The organism is Janthinobacterium leeuwenhoeki (assembly GCF_051380795.1).
GTDB lineage: Bacteria > Pseudomonadota > Gammaproteobacteria > Burkholderiales > Burkholderiaceae_D > Janthinobacterium.
This window is the reverse complement of the sequence record NZ_JBNYXT010000001.1, coordinates 353,264-368,626: the sequence shown is the minus strand read 5'-3', so window position 1 is coordinate 368,626 and position 15,363 is coordinate 353,264. Positions and strand designations below refer to the sequence as shown.

General features: G+C 62.4%; 21 protein-coding genes. 1 reads left to right on the top strand and 20 read right to left on the bottom strand.

Going from position 1 to position 15,363, the window contains the following annotated elements; genetic code table 11:
- Nucleotides 1-11: 11 nt before the first annotated feature.
- The 9 genes from ACQ4WS_RS01565 to flgB are packed head-to-tail and all read right to left on the bottom strand — an operon-like array spanning nt 12 to nt 6,458.
- Nucleotides 12-404 (bottom strand): rod-binding protein, encoded by a 393-nt coding sequence (locus ACQ4WS_RS01565; protein ID WP_436473025.1) that lies wholly within the window; start codon nt 402-404, stop codon nt 12-14.
- The gene (locus tag ACQ4WS_RS01560) at nt 404-1,516 is read right to left on the bottom strand and encodes a flagellar basal body P-ring protein FlgI (protein ID WP_436473023.1); all 1,113 of its coding nucleotides are present in this window, start codon (nt 1,514-1,516) and stop codon (nt 404-406) included. Before ACQ4WS_RS01560 ends, ACQ4WS_RS01565 begins: the two co-directional genes overlap by 1 nt.
- Nucleotides 1,517-1,525: 9 nt before the next feature.
- A complete protein-coding gene (gene flgH, locus ACQ4WS_RS01555; RefSeq protein ID WP_436473021.1) occupies nt 1,526-2,200 on the bottom strand; it encodes a flagellar basal body L-ring protein FlgH in 675 nt (224 codons plus the stop codon).
- Complete coding sequence (gene flgG / locus ACQ4WS_RS01550) at nt 2,200-2,988, bottom strand: flagellar basal-body rod protein FlgG (RefSeq protein ID WP_167468652.1); 789 nt, start codon at nt 2,986-2,988, stop codon at nt 2,200-2,202. Before flgG ends, flgH begins: the two co-directional genes overlap by 1 nt.
- A gap of 33 nt (nt 2,989-3,021) precedes the next feature.
- Nucleotides 3,022-3,750, bottom strand: a complete 729-nt coding sequence (locus ACQ4WS_RS01545) for a flagellar basal body rod protein FlgF (RefSeq protein ID WP_436473019.1) — start codon at nt 3,748-3,750, stop codon at nt 3,022-3,024.
- A gap of 26 nt (nt 3,751-3,776) precedes the next feature.
- The gene (locus ACQ4WS_RS01540; protein WP_436473017.1) at nt 3,777-4,955 is read right to left on the bottom strand and encodes a flagellar hook protein FlgE; all 1,179 of its coding nucleotides are present in this window, start codon (nt 4,953-4,955) and stop codon (nt 3,777-3,779) included.
- 58 nt (nt 4,956-5,013) lie between these two features.
- Nucleotides 5,014-5,667 carry a flagellar hook capping FlgD N-terminal domain-containing protein gene (locus ACQ4WS_RS01535; RefSeq protein ID WP_436473015.1) on the bottom strand — a complete coding sequence of 218 codons (654 nt, stop codon included), beginning with the start codon at nt 5,665-5,667 and terminating at the stop codon, nt 5,014-5,016.
- 3 nt (nt 5,668-5,670) lie between these two features.
- Complete coding sequence (gene flgC, locus ACQ4WS_RS01530) at nt 5,671-6,087, bottom strand: flagellar basal body rod protein FlgC (RefSeq protein WP_034757795.1); 417 nt, start codon at nt 6,085-6,087, stop codon at nt 5,671-5,673.
- Nucleotides 6,088-6,095: 8 nt separating this feature from the next.
- Entirely contained in the window at nt 6,096-6,458 is a 363-nt protein-coding gene (gene flgB, locus ACQ4WS_RS01525) for a flagellar basal body rod protein FlgB (RefSeq protein ID WP_034758109.1), read from the bottom strand.
- Between the two features lie 254 nt (nt 6,459-6,712).
- On the opposite strand from flgB, the gene flgA reads away from it, so the two are divergent.
- The gene (gene flgA, locus ACQ4WS_RS01520) at nt 6,713-7,360 is read left to right on the top strand and encodes a flagellar basal body P-ring formation chaperone FlgA (protein WP_436473012.1); all 648 of its coding nucleotides are present in this window, start codon (nt 6,713-6,715) and stop codon (nt 7,358-7,360) included.
- 6 nt (nt 7,361-7,366) lie between these two features.
- On the opposite strand, the gene ACQ4WS_RS01515 is transcribed toward flgA, so the two are convergent.
- The 11 genes from ACQ4WS_RS01515 to fliD form a co-directional block, all read right to left on the bottom strand.
- Entirely contained in the window at nt 7,367-8,119 is a 753-nt protein-coding gene (locus ACQ4WS_RS01515) for a glycoside hydrolase family 73 protein (protein ID WP_436473010.1), read from the bottom strand.
- Nucleotides 8,106-8,546 (bottom strand): flagellar export chaperone FlgN, encoded by a 441-nt coding sequence (gene flgN, locus ACQ4WS_RS01510; protein WP_436473008.1) that lies wholly within the window; start codon nt 8,544-8,546, stop codon nt 8,106-8,108. Before flgN ends, ACQ4WS_RS01515 begins: the two co-directional genes overlap by 14 nt.
- A complete protein-coding gene (gene flgM, locus ACQ4WS_RS01505; protein WP_436473007.1) occupies nt 8,543-8,833 on the bottom strand; it encodes a flagellar biosynthesis anti-sigma factor FlgM in 291 nt (96 codons plus the stop codon). Before flgM ends, flgN begins: the two co-directional genes overlap by 4 nt.
- Before the next feature lie 16 nt (nt 8,834-8,849).
- Nucleotides 8,850-9,911 (bottom strand): flagellar motor protein MotB, encoded by a 1,062-nt coding sequence (locus tag ACQ4WS_RS01500; RefSeq protein WP_436473005.1) that lies wholly within the window; start codon nt 9,909-9,911, stop codon nt 8,850-8,852.
- A complete protein-coding gene (motA, locus tag ACQ4WS_RS01495) occupies nt 9,838-10,752 on the bottom strand; it encodes a flagellar motor stator protein MotA (protein WP_196855472.1) in 915 nt (304 codons plus the stop codon). Before motA ends, ACQ4WS_RS01500 begins: the two co-directional genes overlap by 74 nt.
- A 67-nt stretch (nt 10,753-10,819) precedes the next feature.
- Nucleotides 10,820-11,563: a FliA/WhiG family RNA polymerase sigma factor gene (locus ACQ4WS_RS01490; RefSeq protein ID WP_436473003.1), complete on the bottom strand. Its 744-nt coding sequence runs from the start codon at nt 11,561-11,563 to the stop codon at nt 10,820-10,822.
- A gap of 33 nt (nt 11,564-11,596) precedes the next feature.
- A complete protein-coding gene (locus tag ACQ4WS_RS01485; RefSeq protein WP_436473001.1) occupies nt 11,597-12,070 on the bottom strand; it encodes a flagellar basal body-associated FliL family protein in 474 nt (157 codons plus the stop codon).
- Entirely contained in the window at nt 12,070-13,203 is a 1,134-nt protein-coding gene (locus ACQ4WS_RS01480; RefSeq protein WP_436472999.1) for a flagellar hook-length control protein FliK, read from the bottom strand. The genes ACQ4WS_RS01485 and ACQ4WS_RS01480 overlap by 1 nt, the downstream gene beginning before the upstream one ends.
- Nucleotides 13,200-13,517, bottom strand: coding sequence for a hypothetical protein (locus tag ACQ4WS_RS01475; RefSeq protein ID WP_436472998.1), 318 nt, complete (start codon nt 13,515-13,517; stop codon nt 13,200-13,202). Before ACQ4WS_RS01475 ends, ACQ4WS_RS01480 begins: the two co-directional genes overlap by 4 nt.
- On the bottom strand, nt 13,510-13,899 hold the full coding sequence (gene fliS, locus ACQ4WS_RS01470; protein ID WP_436472996.1) for a flagellar export chaperone FliS: 390 nt from the start codon (nt 13,897-13,899) through the stop codon (nt 13,510-13,512). The genes ACQ4WS_RS01475 and fliS overlap by 8 nt, the downstream gene beginning before the upstream one ends.
- Before the next feature lie 50 nt (nt 13,900-13,949).
- Nucleotides 13,950-15,359: a flagellar filament capping protein FliD gene (gene fliD / locus ACQ4WS_RS01465; RefSeq protein ID WP_436472994.1), complete on the bottom strand. Its 1,410-nt coding sequence runs from the start codon at nt 15,357-15,359 to the stop codon at nt 13,950-13,952.
- Between the last annotated feature and the right edge of the window lie 4 nt (nt 15,360-15,363).

The following is a 15,363-nucleotide window of genomic DNA, read 5'->3' as shown; positions in this document are numbered from 1 at the left end:
CAGGCGACGCTTCAGATGGATTTATTAAGCGGCGCCGCAATATTGTCGGTCTTGACAGTGCTTTGGGCTGCAACGGGAGCGCTGGCCGCCGGCAGCAGCTGGCGCAGGATGGCGTCGGCGATGCCGAAGGCGCGCTGGCCGGCCATTTTGTCGGCCACCAGATTGTCGGCCATTTCCAGCATGTCGCTGTTGATGGGGTCCTTGAAGACGCTGTCCTCGCCCGCCATCTCGCGCGTGCCCGAACGCATCTGGCGCAGCATGTGCGAGATGAAGAAGGCTTCGAACTTGACGGCCGCCTCGGTGGCTTTGGCCGCATAGCGTGGATCGGCCGGCGTGGCCGCTGCGGGAGTCTTGTCGTCGAGCGCCGAGGGCAGGGCGCTGCTGCTGTCGTTGATATTCAGCATCAAATTACCACCAGTTCGCCTTCGATGGCCCCGGCTTGATCCAGGGCTTGCAAAATTGCCATGATGTCATCGGGCGAAGCACCCAGGCTGTTGACCACGTCGATGATCGATTGCAGTTTGGCGCCGGCCGGCCATTTGAACATATTGCCGTTGCCCTGATCGACGGATACTTTTGATTGCGGCGTGACGGTGGTCTGGCCGCGGCCGAATGGCGCCGGCTGGCTGACGTTGGAACTTTCGGAAATGACTACCTTGAGCGAGCCGTGCGTGACGGCGGCGGCCTTCACGCGCAAGCCTTCGGCGATGACCACGGTGCCGGTGCGTGAATTGAAGACCACCTTCGGCGTATCGACGCCCACATCGACGGACAGTGCTTCCAGTTTTGCCATGAAGGCCACGCGCTGGGTCGGGTTTTCCGGCGCCAGCACTTCCACGCTGGTGGCGTCGCTGGTGGTGGCGACGGCGCCAAAGCGGCGGTTGACGGCTTCGACGATATTGATGGCCGTCTCGAAATGCGGGTGGCGCAAATTCAGGGTGACGGTCGGCTTGGTCGAGAAATCGCTGAGGATTTCGCGCTCGATGTTGCCGCCGTTGGGAATGCGGCCCGAGGTGGGCGTGTTGACGGTCACGGACGAGCCGCTCTTGCCGGTGGCGTTCAAGCCGCCGACGACGACGTTGCCTTGCGCCAGCGCATACGTTTCATTGTCGGCCGCGCGCAGTTGCGTCAGCAGCAAGGTGCCGCCGCGCAAGCTTTTCGCATCGCCCAGCGACGATACGGTCACGTCGATGGCCTGGCCACGGCGGTATCCCGGAGGAAATACGGCGCTGACCATGACGGTGGCGACGTTCTTGCTTTTCGATTCGGCGCCGTCCGGCATCTTGACGCCGAACTGCTTGAGCATGTTGACCACGGACTGGCTGGAAAACTTCACCTGCGTGGTGTCGCCGCTGCCGTTCAGGCCCACGACGAGGCCGTAGCCGACCAGCGGGTTGTCGCGCACGCCCTCGATGCTGACCAGGTTGCGCAGCACTTGCGCGGCGCTGGCAGGCAAGGCAAAGCCGGACAGCGCAGCGAGCATGGCTGCCAGGGGCAGGGCGGAACGAAATTTCATGAGCTCACCTTAAAACGGCATCCATGGGCCGACGAAGAAGCGCGTCAGCCAGCCTGGTTTGTTGGCTTCGGCCAGGGTGCCCTGGCCGGAATAGGCGATCTGCGCATTGGCGATGCGCAACGATGACACCTGGTTATTGGAATCGATATCGGCCGCGCGCAGGTAGCCGCGCAGGCGCACGAATTCTTCGCCCTGGTTCAGGGTCAGGGTTTTTTCGCCCTGTACGCGCAGCAAGCCGTTTGGCAGCACTTCCTGCACGATCACCGTGATGGCGCCGGACAGCGCGTTTTGCTGCGTGCTGGTCGAGTCGCCGGCGAAGTCGCGGTCGGCAGACAGGTCGATGCCCGTCTTCGGGAAAGTCTTGCCGAGGATGTTGGCCGCTTTCACGCCGACGGACGAGCCCTTGTTGAACGAGGTGCCCGCCTTCTTGCTGGCCTGCGTGGTTTCCTGCAGAGCCACCGTGACGACGTCGCCGACGCGGAAGGCGCGGCTGTCGGACGTCAGGGCCAGGCCCGCATCGGGATTGAAGACGCCGCCGGCCACGCCGCCGCGCGCGGCGCTGCGCGGCGCCACGGGCAGCGGCGTATCGGAAAAGCTGGGCGCCAGAGGGGCCACCGGCTGGCTGGCGCAACCGGCCGCCAGGACCAGCAGCAGGGCCGCTCCGGCTTTCAGTACGGCCTTCATCAACGTGCCGCTTGCGCCAGGTATTGCAGCATATTGTCGGCGGCCGACAGCACCTTGGTGTTCATTTCATAGGTGCGCTGGGCAGCGATCATGTCGACCATTTCTTCGACCACCTGCACGTTCGAGCCTTCCAGCGCGAACTGCTTCAATTTACCCAATGCGCCTTCGCCGGGACGGCCTTCCGTCGGCGTGCCGCTCGATGCCGTTTCCTGGAACAGGTTTTCACCGAGTGCCAAGAGGCCGGTCGGGTTGACGAAGCTGGAGAGGTTCAACTGACCCAGTTCGGTACCGGCGACATTGCCCGGCACGGTGGCCGTGACCATGCCGTTTTCGCCGATGGTGATCGCCGTGGCGTTGTTCGGCACGGTGATCTGCGGCACCAGGGGCAAGCCCTGAGCGTTGACCATCACGCCATTTTCGTTGATGCCCAGCTGGCCGGCGCGCGTGTAGGCCGCTTCGCCGTTCGGGCGCAACACTTGCAGGAAACCGTTGCCGGTGATGGCGACGTCGAATTCGCGGCTGGTCGTTTGCAGGCTGCCGGTGGTAAACACCTTTTGCGTGCCCACCATGTGCGTACCGTTACCCAGCTGCACGCCCGATGGCGAGAGGGTGTTGTCGGCGCGTTGCGTGCCCGGCTGCTGCTCGACCTGGTAAAACAGATCTTCGAAGACGACGCGGTCGCGCTTGAAGCCAACGGTATTGACGTTGGCCAGGTTATTCGCGATGGCTTGCAGTTTGGCATCTTGTGCCTGCACGCCGGTCTTGCTGATCCACATTGCTGGATTCATGTATTGCTCCTTGAATATTTAATCGCGGTGGACTCAGGCGCCCAGCAGGCGGTTGCCAGATTCCGTCATGGAATCGCTGGCCTTGAAAATTTTCATCTGCATCTCGAAACTGCGGTTCAGGCTCATGGTGGCAACCATTTCCTCGACGGCCGAGACGTTGCTGCCTTCCAGGTGGCGGTCGCGGATGCGGACCGTCGGATCGGCTTGCAAGTCTTCGCCGCCGCGCGCCACGATCAGGCCCGCCTCGTTCTTGGTCAGCTCGCCCGCTTCGGCGTTGACCAGCTTGAGCTTGTCGACCGTCTGCATTTGCGCGGTGCCCGGTACCTGGATGGAAATCGTGCCATCGCCGCCGATCGACAGGCTGGTGTGCTCGGGAATCGTGATCGGACCGCCTTCGCCCAGCACCGGCCGGCCATTGATGGTCAGCGCGCCCGTTTCATCGAGGTCCATGGCGCCGGCGCGCGTGTAGGCTTCGCCGTTTTGCCACTGTACCGCGAGAAAGCCGGGCCCCGTGACGGCCACGTCGAGTTCGCGTCCCGTTTCCTTGATGGTGCCCGTGCGCGTGCCAATGGCGCTCGACTGCGTTTGCGTCATGTGGCGGTCGTCGTAGCCATAGCCGTTTTGCAACGGCTGGGCAGTGGACACTTCCAGGTTGGCGCGGAAGCCGCCCGTTTCGATGTTGGCCAGATTGTTGGCGTGTACCTGCTGTGCCCGCAGGGCACGGTCGGCTCCGCTCATGGCGGTATAAATCAGCGCATCCATTGCTCTTTACCTTTGCGTATCGTGGATTACAGCGCTTGCATCAGCGATTGCAGCATGGCGTTCTCGGTCGAGATGACCTTCGAGTTCGCCTGGTAGTTACGCTGCGACGTCATCAGGCCCACCAGTTCGGAGGTGATGTCGACGTTCGACTGTTCCAGCGAGCTCGTCACCAGTTTGCCGGCCATGCCGACGCCCGGACGGTCATACATGGCGGTGCCGGAAGTCGTCGAGGCAACCCAGCTGGTATCGTTGACGGCCGTCAATGCGCCTTCGTCGGGGAAGGTGGCCAGGGCGATCACGCCGATGCTCTGCTTTTGGCCGTTCGTGTACTTCGCCACGACGGAGCCGTCGTTGGCCAGTTCCACGCCCGTGTAGGTACCCGAGGCATAGCCGTCGGCACGGTCGGTCGAGGTGGTGGATTCGCCGGCGAACTGGGTGGTGCCCGTGTAGTCGATGACGACCGACATCGGCGCCGCGCCAGGCGGCGTCGGCAGCACTGGCGTAGCGCCCGTGCCCGTCACCAGCTTGCCGGACGTGTCGAAGGTCATCTTCGTTATCGGCGTCACATCGGCGTTGTCAAAGGTGTAATGCACGTCCACGCCCGTTGCCGTCTTGACGAAGTACTGGCCCAGCGAGTGTTTGGCACCCAGCGAATCGTAAACGATCGAGGACTTGCCGCTGTTGTAGCTCAGCTCGTTGGTCTTGCTGAAGGGCACGGTCTTAATGGTCCATTCGGACGACATGTTGGCGGCATACGCCAGCTTGGTGGAAGCCTCTGCGGGAATCTGGCCCGTCGGAATCAGCATGTCGCCCATGGTGCCCAGGGTGGTGCTGCCTTTGACGGCGGCATAGCCCTGTACCAGGCGGCCATTCGCATCGATCAGCTTGCCTTCATTGCTGGCCGAAAAGATGCCGACGCGGCTGTAGGTCATGGTGTTTTGCGCATCGCGCGTGACGAAATAGCCGCGGCCATCGATGGCCGCGTCGAGCGCGCGGCCCGTGTTCAGCACGCCGCCATTGAGCGACATGCTTTGCGTCAGCGAGCCGATTTCTGTGCCCGTGGCGCGCGAACCGGCGTACATGGCCGAAAAGTTGGCGCGGCTGCTCTTGAAACCATAGGTACCGGCGTTGGCGATATTGTTACTGGTGCTGTTCAACTGTTGGTTGATGGACTGGATACCGGACAGGGCGATGTCGAAACTCATGTGGACTTCCTTTAGTGAAGGAGGAGATTAGTGTTCAGGAAACGAAGGGAAGGGCGGATCAGGCCGTCTTGCCGTTAAAGCCGGTGATCGCCGCAGGATTGACTTCGCCCAGGTTCGACACGTTCAGTATCATGCTGCCGCTAGACGACAGGCGGACGCTGTTGAGCTTGCCTGCAATATCGACCGAAGGCTTTTCCGCGTTGCTGGTAGTGACCGTCATGCGATACGTGCCAGCAGGCAAGCCCAAGGCCACGGGATCGATGGTGAAGGGCACGGTGCCGGCCGCCTTGGTGCCCAGCTCGATCTTGTATTCCTTGTCGTCAAGGCCTTTCAGGCTCACGGTGGTCTTGCTGCTGTTGGCGGCCAGCGCAATGCTGCCGTTCACCTTGCTCTTGTCGAGCTTGACAGTTTCGCTGTTGACCATCACTTCAGAGCCCACTTGCCCACCCAGGGCCAGCACTTGCATCGATTGCAGTACGCTGGCATTGGCGCTGGTCAGCGCCGACAGGTTTTGCAGCGCTTCCGTCTGTGCCTGCTGCGTCAATTGATTGACGAACTGGCTCGGATCGGTCGGCGCGAGCGGATCCTGGTTCTTGATCTGGGCGACCAGCAATTTGGTGAACATATCCTGGGTGGCATTGCTTTGCGACTTGACGGCATTGCTGCCGCTGTTGCTGCCGCTGGTGTTATTTGTAAAGAGAGTGGTTTCCATGGATTATGCTTCACCTAATTTGAGGAGCGATTGCTGCATCGACTTGATGCGGCCCAGAACTTCGACATTCGTTTCAAAGGCGCGCGACGCCGACATCATGTCGGTCATTTCGGCCACTTGATTGACGTTGGGGTAGAACACCATGCCATCGGCATTGGCCATCGGGTGGCCCGGTTCATACACCTTGCGCAGCGGTTCATCGCTTTGCACCACGTCGAGCACCTGCACTCTTCCACCGGCGCCGCTGGCACCGGGGCCATCCATCACGGCTGCAAACACGGGCTTGCGCGCGCGGTAGGTTTCGCCTTCTGAACCGGCAACGGAATCGGCATTGGCCAGATTGCTGGCGATGGTATTGAGGCGCACGGTTTGCGCCGCCATCGCCGAACCGGCGATCTTGGAAATATCCTGGAAGCTCATGCTGATCCTTATTGTCCGGAAATGGCCTTGGACAGACCCTTCAGTTTCATGTTGACGAAAGTCAGGCTGGTCTGGAAGTCGGTGGCGTTCTGCGAGAACGCCGCCTGCTCGACGCCGATTTCGACGGTGTTGCCGTCGCGGCTAGGGTGATAGGGGACGCGGTACAGGGCGCTGGCATCGTCGTCGGTCGACAGCAGACCGGCCTCGTTGTCCTGCAGCTGCTGCAGGGCGCTGCCGAAATCCATGTCCATGGCCTGGAAGCCGGGCGTGTTTTCATTGGCGATGTTGGCGGCCAGTACGCGTGTACGGTCGGCACGCAGCGCGAGTGCATCGGCGTGCACGCCCAGCGCATCCTTGAAATTAATCCCCATGGTCATCCTTTGTGTTGAATTCGTTCGTGCTTTTTGCGGTTCGGGCCAGAAAATAGGTAGTGCAGAGGTAAAATCCCAGCCTGGTCATGTTGACGCATGGTAAGGTCATGCCGCTTCAGTCTCTTTGATTAAGGTTAGCAATGATTCATCTCGACAGTATTAGCGTGATCCGAAACAAGGCGCAGCGTCGTCACATACTGCTGCCAAGCCTATTTTTACTGACCAGCCTATATAGTAGTGCAGGACGGGCAGAATTGCCAGCCGACAATATATTTTCGCGTGTGGAACAGTTGGCGCGCGAGCAATTGGCGCAGCAGGCTGCCTCGGCAGGATTACTGGAACCGCAGTTTCAAGTCACCCTCGTGAAAAGCACGCGCCCCGTGCCGGCGTGCGCGGCGCCCATCGCGCTGGAAGCGGCGGACAGCCGCTCGGCGCAGCGCATGCGCTTTGTCGCAGTGTGTCCTGGAAGCAACGGTTGGCGTTATGAAATGCTGGCGCGCGGCAGCATCACGGCCCAGGTGGCCGTCACCAGCGCGCCCGTCACGGCGAATACGCCACTGCAGGCGGGCGACGTGACCCTGGCGCGGCGCGACGTGACGATGGTGCCCGACAGTATTGCTTCCTTGCCCGGCGCCGTCGGCCTGTCGAGCCGGCGCAGCTTGCGTGTGGGGGAAGTGTTGCGTCAGGGGCAACTGGCGTCGCCCGTGTTGATCAAGCGGGGCAGTGCTGTGAATATCGTGGCGCGCAAGGAGCAGGTGGAAGTGAGCATGGCCGGTGAAGCGATGGATCCGGGGGCGCTGGGCCAGGTGATACGCGTGCGCAACGCCACCAGCGGCACGGTGATACGTGCCAGAGTGGTCGATGCGGGTGTGGTGGAACCGGCCGATATGGCCGGACGTTAAGGAAAGTCAGTCTGCGGCGGCCGTGCGCTGCAAACGCGTCGCCAGCTGCGTCAGTTTGGCGGCGTAGTTCGGGTCGGTGGCATAGCCGCCGCGCGCCAGGCCTTGCGCGAACGCGCCCGCGTCGGCGCCCGTGTTCAGCGCGGCGCGGTAGCGCGGATTATCGAGCAATACTTGCGCATAGTCGCGGAAGGCGCTGGCCTGGTCCGGGTAGCTGCGGAAACGTTCCGTTTTCTTCAGGGCCGTGCCGCTGCCCGCCTCGTATTCGGTGGTGACATTGCTGGCCACGTCGCCCTGCCATTTGCCGCCGGCTTTGATGCCGAACAGATTATTCGTGTCGGCGCCCGTGCCCTGGCGCAGTGGACGCTGGCCCCAGCCCGATTCCAGCGCCGCGTGGGCGGCGACGATTTCCGGCGCCACACCCAGGCGCGCGCCCGTTTCTTGCGTCCATGGCTTGATTGAGGCAAGAAATTGTTGCTGCACTTCGCCGATCTCGCCGCCCTGGTGGATGCTGCCCAGCACATTCACGGGCTGGCTCTGTTCCAGGTAGGCGCGGCCTTGCGGGCTCAGGCTGCTGGCGTTGCCGCCGCCCTGTTCGATGAAGCGGGCCACTTCGCCCTGTACTTGCCGGAACACGCTGCTGAAGTTGCCGCCCGAACTGGCGGCGTCGGTGGCGCGCATATTGCTTTGCACGGCCGATGTGGCCGCCGTCGACGGCGTTGCCGCTGTGGCGCGGGTGGTCAGGAAATCAGCCTGGCGCATACGTATCTTCCTCGCCATGCAGCACGCGCTGCATGATGCTGTACTGCTCTGTTAATAAATCACTGTTGCGGGCATTCAGTCGCTTGCATTCAAGCACTATCTGCTCCAGCGCAGCCCAGTCGCGTTCGGCGTTGGCGCGCGCCTCTTCTTGCAACAACGCAAACAATTGCGGCATATTGCCTTGCGGGCCCAGCAGGGCAGTGACGAGGCTGACGCGTTGGCGGCGGCGCGCATCGAGGGGCTCGACGGCGGCGACGACCTGGTCGGCCAGCGCCGTCAGCTGCGCGCTCTGGTGGTGCAAGGTGGCCTGGAATTGCTCTTCCAATAAGGTTTGCAGGTCGGCATAGCCGGCGCGGTCGTCCGCCATGCCTTGCAGCACGCGGCGCACGGCTTCCTGACGCGTGATGCCCTTGCGCGGCGCGGTCACGATTCACCGCCGTGGAAGCGCTGGATCAGGCCTGCCAGTTTTGCCGGATCGAATGGCAATTCGCCCTTGGCCAGCGCATCGCGTAGCATGGCTACGCGCTCGTGGTCGATCTCGGGCATGCCGCGCAGGGCGGCCATGGCCGGTTGCAGCACGGCCGATTGCAATTGCGCCCCGGCCGACGAGCCACCCATGGCGCCGGCGGTGCCCGCGTTCTCGGCGATCGCCTCGGTCGGCGCGACGGCGCTGCTGCGCACGGCAGCGCCGGTATTGCCGGAGGAGATTTTCATACGTTGTCCCTTGCCCTTAATTTGCATGCTCATCGCGCTCCTTCTTTGCGGGCAGGCCCAGTTTTTCGCGCAGGCGCTGCAAGGTGCCCGTATCCGGTTCACCCACTTGCAGCTCGTCGCCTTGCGCCTTTTGTCCGGCGATGCCAAACATGGCGGCGATGCTGTCGGCCTGACCACGCGTCAATATTAACAGCTCGATGCGGCGGTTGATGCCGGCGCTGGCGTTTTTCACGTCCAGCGGCGCGCGGTCGGCCATGCCCACCACTTGCAACACGCTGTCCGGACTCATGCTGCCAATCAGCAATTGCGCGCGCGCCGACATGGCACGGTTGGCCGACAGGGTCCAGTTCGAAAAGCCTTCATAGCCGGTATTGACGTATTGCAAGGAATCCGTGTGACCGACGATCAGCATCTGGTTCTCCATTTGCGCAAACACGGGGCCCATCTGGCGCAGCAGCTTGCGGAAACGGTCGGTCGGCACGGCGCTGCCGCGCACGAACATGCCTTGCTTGTCCGTATCGTGCAGCATCACGCGCAAACCGTACGGCGTGATCACGGATTGCAGATTGCTCTTCAGTCCCGCTTCGTCGCTGAGCTTGTCGAGCGCGCGCGACAGCGACAGCAAGTCTTCCGGCGACTGGTAGCTGACCTTGGTCTGGTTCTGTGGCGCCGTGCCGGCCTTGCCATCCTGCGTTTGCTTGCCTTCCGTGCGCGTGTCGCCCATGCCCTTGCGGGGCATGGGAAAACGCTCGATCAGGCTGCCGCGCGGTCCGCCTTTCTGTTCCGGCATGACGCCCTGGCCTTCGCCCTGGCGGCTGCCTGCCGACGCATCCATCATGATTTCTTTCATCGCTTGCTGTTCGCGCGCCGCAATCAGCCACAGCACGAGGAACAGCGACAGCAGGGCCAGGCAAAAATCGGCGAACGCCACTTTCCAGGCGCCGCCGTGACCATCGTCATCATGCTTGCGTCCGGCGCGCTTGATGATGGCCTGTTCATGTTTCTCATGCGGCTTTAGCACGGCGGCCTCCCCGGCCTTGGCCTTGCTCTTGTTCGGCGCCGCCATCTTCCAGCGCATTGATCCAGCTTTCCAGCTGGGCAAAGCTCGGTTTGATATTGAGCTGCACCAGGCGCCGGCCCGAGTCGATCGCCAGCAGCGGCGGCTTGCCCGCCACATGGGTTACCAGCACGACTTTCACGCACTCCATGGTCGAGCCTTCTTCGCTGACCAGTTGTTTCATCATGTTGCATAGCGGATCGAGCACGCCGTAGCAAAAGAAAATGCCGATAAAGGTGCCGACCATGGCGGCGCCCACTTTCGACGAGATCTCGGCCGCATCCGCGCCGTCGGCCACCGAGTTCATGGCCATCACGATGCCGAGCACGGCTGCCAGAATACCGAAGCCGGGCATGGCTTCGGCGATCTTGTGCAAGGATTTGGACGGTTGCAGCAATTCGTCGTGGATCGCTTCGAGTTCCTGTTCCAGCACGCCTTCGAGTTCATGCGCGTTGATCTTGCCCATGGCCATCAAACGGAAGTTGTCGACGATGAAGGCCAGCAGCTTCGGCTCTTCCAGCACCAGCGGATAGCGCTGGAACAGGGCGCTTTCGCGTGGTGCTTCGACGTGCGCGTCGAGTGCCTTCAGGCCGCCGGCGGCCGTTTGCAGCAGTTCATACATCAGCAGCAGCAACTGGCGCTGGAATTCCGAACCTTGCTTCTTGTGCGTGACGACCTTGCGCACCTGATGCAGCAGTTCCCCGAGTACATGCTTGGGATTGCCCAGCACCAGGGCGCCAGCGGCGGCGCCGACAATGATGACCAGCTCGACCGGATGCCAGATCGCTTGGACGGTACCGCCCATCAGGGCAAAGCCTCCGAATACACATCCCAACACGATTAAGATACCGATAATTACCATGTTTACTGCCTTTCTGCGTCATTGTGCTGCGTCAATTTGATGGGTGTTGCTGAAACATTGCTGCAACTTAGGCGTCTTGCAGCATGGCTTTCATCTTGCCCAGTGCCGTCTTGTTGAGCTGGCAGACGCGGGCGTCGCTCAGATCCAGCACGGCGGCGATTTCTTTATAGCTCAGTTCGAATTCGTAATACATTTGCACCACGCGCTGTTCGCGTTCGTCCAGCGTGCGCAGCGCCTGTTCCAGGCTGCGCCGCAGCATCAATTGTTCTTCCGGGCTCGGTGCGCTGTCGGCTTGCCCCAGGCTTTCCTGCAGCACTTCGTCGAAACTGGCGATCAGCTCGGCGTTTTCCGCCAGCTGGTATTCCTGGAAGGCTTCTGGCGTCAGCTTCAGGGCCGCCATGATTTCCGCTTCCAGCGGTTCGCGCCCCAGGCGCCGGGTCAGGGCGCGCACGCTGTCGCGCAGGCGGTGGCTTTCCTGGCGCACGGCGCGCGGGCGCCAGTCCTGGCGCCGCAGTTCATCGAGGATGGCGCCGCGGATGCGCAGGCTGGCATAGCTGCCGAAGGACTGGTCCGGAACGCCGTAGCGGCGCAGCGCTTCCAGCAAACCCATCAGGCCGATCTGTTCCATGTCGTCGCGGTCGATGGCGCCCGACACCTGCGAATTGAGCTGGCGCACGATGCGTTTCACCAAAGGGGAGTACGCCACCAGATGTTGTTGCTCTTCGGCAACGCTGAGCACGGCCGCGCAAGTGCTGGCGGCGGCATATTCGCCGGCGCCATACGCTTCCTGGTATTGCTCTACATAGGCCAAGGGATCTCCCACTAGGTCGGCTGGCGTGTTGGCTTATTCAATGATCAGCTTGCCGACCATGACTTCGGTGAACGGTTTTTCCATCTGTTCGCGTTCGTAGCTGGCATTGAAGGCCTTGTTGATCTCTTCGGCATACTGCTCCACCGTCATGGTCTGCGCCTTGTCCATCGGAAAGCTCGACAGGGTACTGACGGCGATCGAACGCATCAGTGGCAAGTGATCCTTGGTCAGCTTTTCCTTTTCCTCGGTGGTGGCGATCACCAGGTCGGCCGACAGGTAATGCGTTTCACCATCGCCGGGGCCGCGGCGCAGCATCACGATGACCTTGTCCAGCGTGAGGAACTTGCGCGCCTTCTTGCCTGTCGCCGGCGGCGGGGTTTTTGCTTCGGCGACCTCGGCATGGCCGGCAACCGGCTTGGCCAGGTACCACATGGCGCCGCCAGCCGCGCCGGCGGCCAGCACGGCCACGGTGATAAAGCCGGCGATCAGTTTCATTTTCATATTCATCAGGCGCTCTCTCGCTCGTGCATGGCGTAAGTGGTACTGGCAGTGCTGCCGTCGGACAGGGCGCGGCCCGGTTCGGCATCGTCCTGCTGGCGGCCCGGTTGACGCTGGCCGCGCGCATCGCCTTCGGCAAACGCCTGGGCGGCGGGGCTGCGCGGGGTGGCGCTGATATTCACGGCCACCTCGGTGTACTGGCGCTGCGCCAGGTCGCTGCGCATGTTTTCGCCGATGCCTTGCAACTGGCGCAACACTTCCGAGTTCGACGCCGTGACGTTCACTTGCAGCGCGCCGGCCGTGTGGCGGATGGAAATTTCAATGCGGCCCAGCATGGGCGGATCGAGGCGGATCGTTGCATGTTCGCTGTTGCGCCCGATCTGCGTCTGCAGGCGTTCGCCCAGCGCTTCGCGCAGCGGTTCCTGCCATTGCTGGGCAGGGCCGTTGAGTTTGATGGTGTCGCCGGCCGGGGCCGCCGCAGCCGTATTGCCGATGGCGCCCGTCAAGCCCAGGTTGGGCGTGGCTGGGGCTGGCGTCGCGGCGCCACGTTCGCCATCGCGCGCGGCAGGGGCGGCGGCTGCCGGAGCGGCTTGCTGCAGCAGCGATTCGAACGGCTGTGCCGGCGCGCTGCCCTTGGCGACGGTCGCCGGGATGGCCGCTGCCAGCGGTTCGCGCGTATCGCGGCCTGCTGGCAGCGCCGCTCCCTGTGCAGTGAGGGTGATCGCCGCCGGATGCAGGCTGATGTGGAGTGCCGGGTTGGCTTGCGCTACATTCGCCTGCGCTGGTGTCTGCGCTTGCGCTTGCGCGGCGGCGCGTGCCTCGGCTGCGGCCGCGTCCGTTGGCGGCAGCATCGTCACCGGCAAGCCGATGACGGGGGCGGCCATGGCTGGCAGGTCGCTGTCGGCCTGGCTGTCGCTATCCTTGGCGGGCGCGGGCTCACCAGCATCGGCTGACTCCCCGCCTGTCACATCGAGCACCTGCGCAAACAGGGGCAGGGCGGATGGCGCGGCGTTGTTGCTGCCATAGCCTGGCGTGCCGGGCAAGGTGGCCGTCTGCGCCGGTGCTGGCGCCGAGGCTGGTGCCGGTGCCGCATTCGCCGTCGCTGCCGGAGCGGCCGGCGCCTTGTTGAAGTTCATGATCATGCTTGATACCCTTCAGAGTCGTATTCGCCGAGCGCGGCGTAGGCGACCCAACCTTCCTTATTTGCCTGTAATGCACCCAGGTGTAGACCCAGGCGTTCTTTTTCCTCAGAGCAAATTTTAACCGCTTGCGCGTGAATTTTGCGCAATTGCAACAATTCTGCGTGTTCCAGCGTATTCCATGCGCCACGCTCGGCCAGCAGCGGAATGTTTTTCGCCAGGCTGGCCGAGAATTTTTCCATCGCTTCCCAGTCTGCCTGCGCGACCGCCGCGCTCAATTGCCGGCTCAGCTGCTGCAGCGCGGCGCGCCTAGGCATTGTTGGCCTGGACGCCTACCCAGCCACGCTTGATGGTGGTCATCAAGGTAGTCACTTCATCGATCAGGGTCGGGTCGAGCTTGATGCCGGCCGTGTACAGGCGCGCCACGCAATAGTCGTACAGGCGCGCCAGGTTGACCACCACTTCGCCGCCATTGTCGAAATCGAGCGAGCTCGACAGACCGTTGATGATCTGCGTGCATTTATCCAGGCTGATGGCCTTTTGCTCGTAGCGCTTGCCCACGATATGCCCGCGCGCGCGCGCCAGTTCTTCCAGCAGGCCGTCCGTCAGCACCAGTACCAGCTCGACCGGTGTGGCGCTGGCGGTCTGGGCATCCAGGTTGACGGCGTGGTAGCTGCCGTAAGCTTCATTGTTCAACATTATTATCTTCTCGCTATGTTAACTGTGGCGGCGCGGCAGGCACCTCCGCCTTAGGATTTATCGTTACTAAACATGGCATCGAACATGTTCGAATTCCGGATCATTTGCTCCTGCAACACTTGCAGGCGGGAATACTGATCCAGGAAACGGCTGTAAGCCGTGTTGTACTGGTTGGTCAGGCGTTCGGCGCTCTTGGCCAGGCTCTTCTGCAACTTGTCCGTCGCTGCCATGCGTTGGGTGATCTGGCCTTTGGTGACATTGCTCCACTGGCCCAGCACCTTGTCCAGGCCGCCAAGCACGCCGGCGGGCGCCGACAGGCTGTTATTGCCGAACAGCTTGTCCAGGCCGCCAGGGTTGTCCGCCAGCTTGGCCGTCAACTTGGCGGCATTCAGGCTGATGCTGCCGTCGCGCTGGGCGGTAATGCCATACGCCACCAGCGACACGCCATCGACGCTCAGGCGCAAGGCATCGCCCATGCTGGAGCGCAGGGCGTTCAGGCCCGAGTCGTGGGCAAAGATGCCTGCGGCGATATTCTTTTCCGGGTTGCCGGGGCTGGCCAGGCCATCCATCACGCTTTTCAGCTTGTTGTAGGCGTCGACGAAGGCTTGCACATTGGCAATGGTGCCGGCCTTGTCGGTGCCGACGGTCACGGTTATCGGGCTCTCGCCTGCCGTCATGGCCTTGGTAAACGTCATTTTCACGTCGGGCACGTTGGTAAACGTATTCGATGCCTGGGTGATCTTGGTGCCGGAACCCTGTGCGCCCAGCCAGACGATGGCGTCCTTCGGCGGCACGATGTTTTTGATGTTGTTGTTATCCTGCAAGGCGCCCTTCAGCGTGGTATTGGCCACATTGCTCGCGTCGAGCGTGGCGGCGTTTTCCAGGCCCGTCAGATTCGATGTCAGCACCAGTTGCGCCTGGTTGCCGACGGTGATGATCGATGCCGTGACGCGCGCATTATTCTTGCTGTTGCCATTGATGGCAGCCGCCATTTCCTGCGGCGTCAGCTTGCCGTCGCCATCCTTGTCGGCTGCTGCCAGGTCGATATCGAGCGTGTTGTCGCCCACGCCGTCGCCGATCTTCACTTTCAGGGTGCCTAAGCCGCCGGCCACGTTGACCGTGCTCACGCCGCCATACGAGGTCTGGCTGGCGGTGGCCAGTTGCTCGACAAAAAATGCATAGCTGCCGGGTGCCGCCTTGATGCCTGCCGTGCCCGTGCCATACGCTGGATTGCTGAAGGTAGCAGACTGGTTCAACACGGACTTGCTGGAGGTCATGCTCGTCATCGCCAGCTGGAATGCCGAGATGGCCGATTTCAGGTTGCTCAGCGCGCTAGTGGTGTTGTTGGCCAGCGTGGTCTGGTTCGCCAAGGCTGCCTTTTGCGCTGCCACCGATTTGGTAGCCAGTTGCTCTGCTGTGATGAGCGGATCGTATCGTGGTGCGGTAATTGCGTTTGCCATGCCA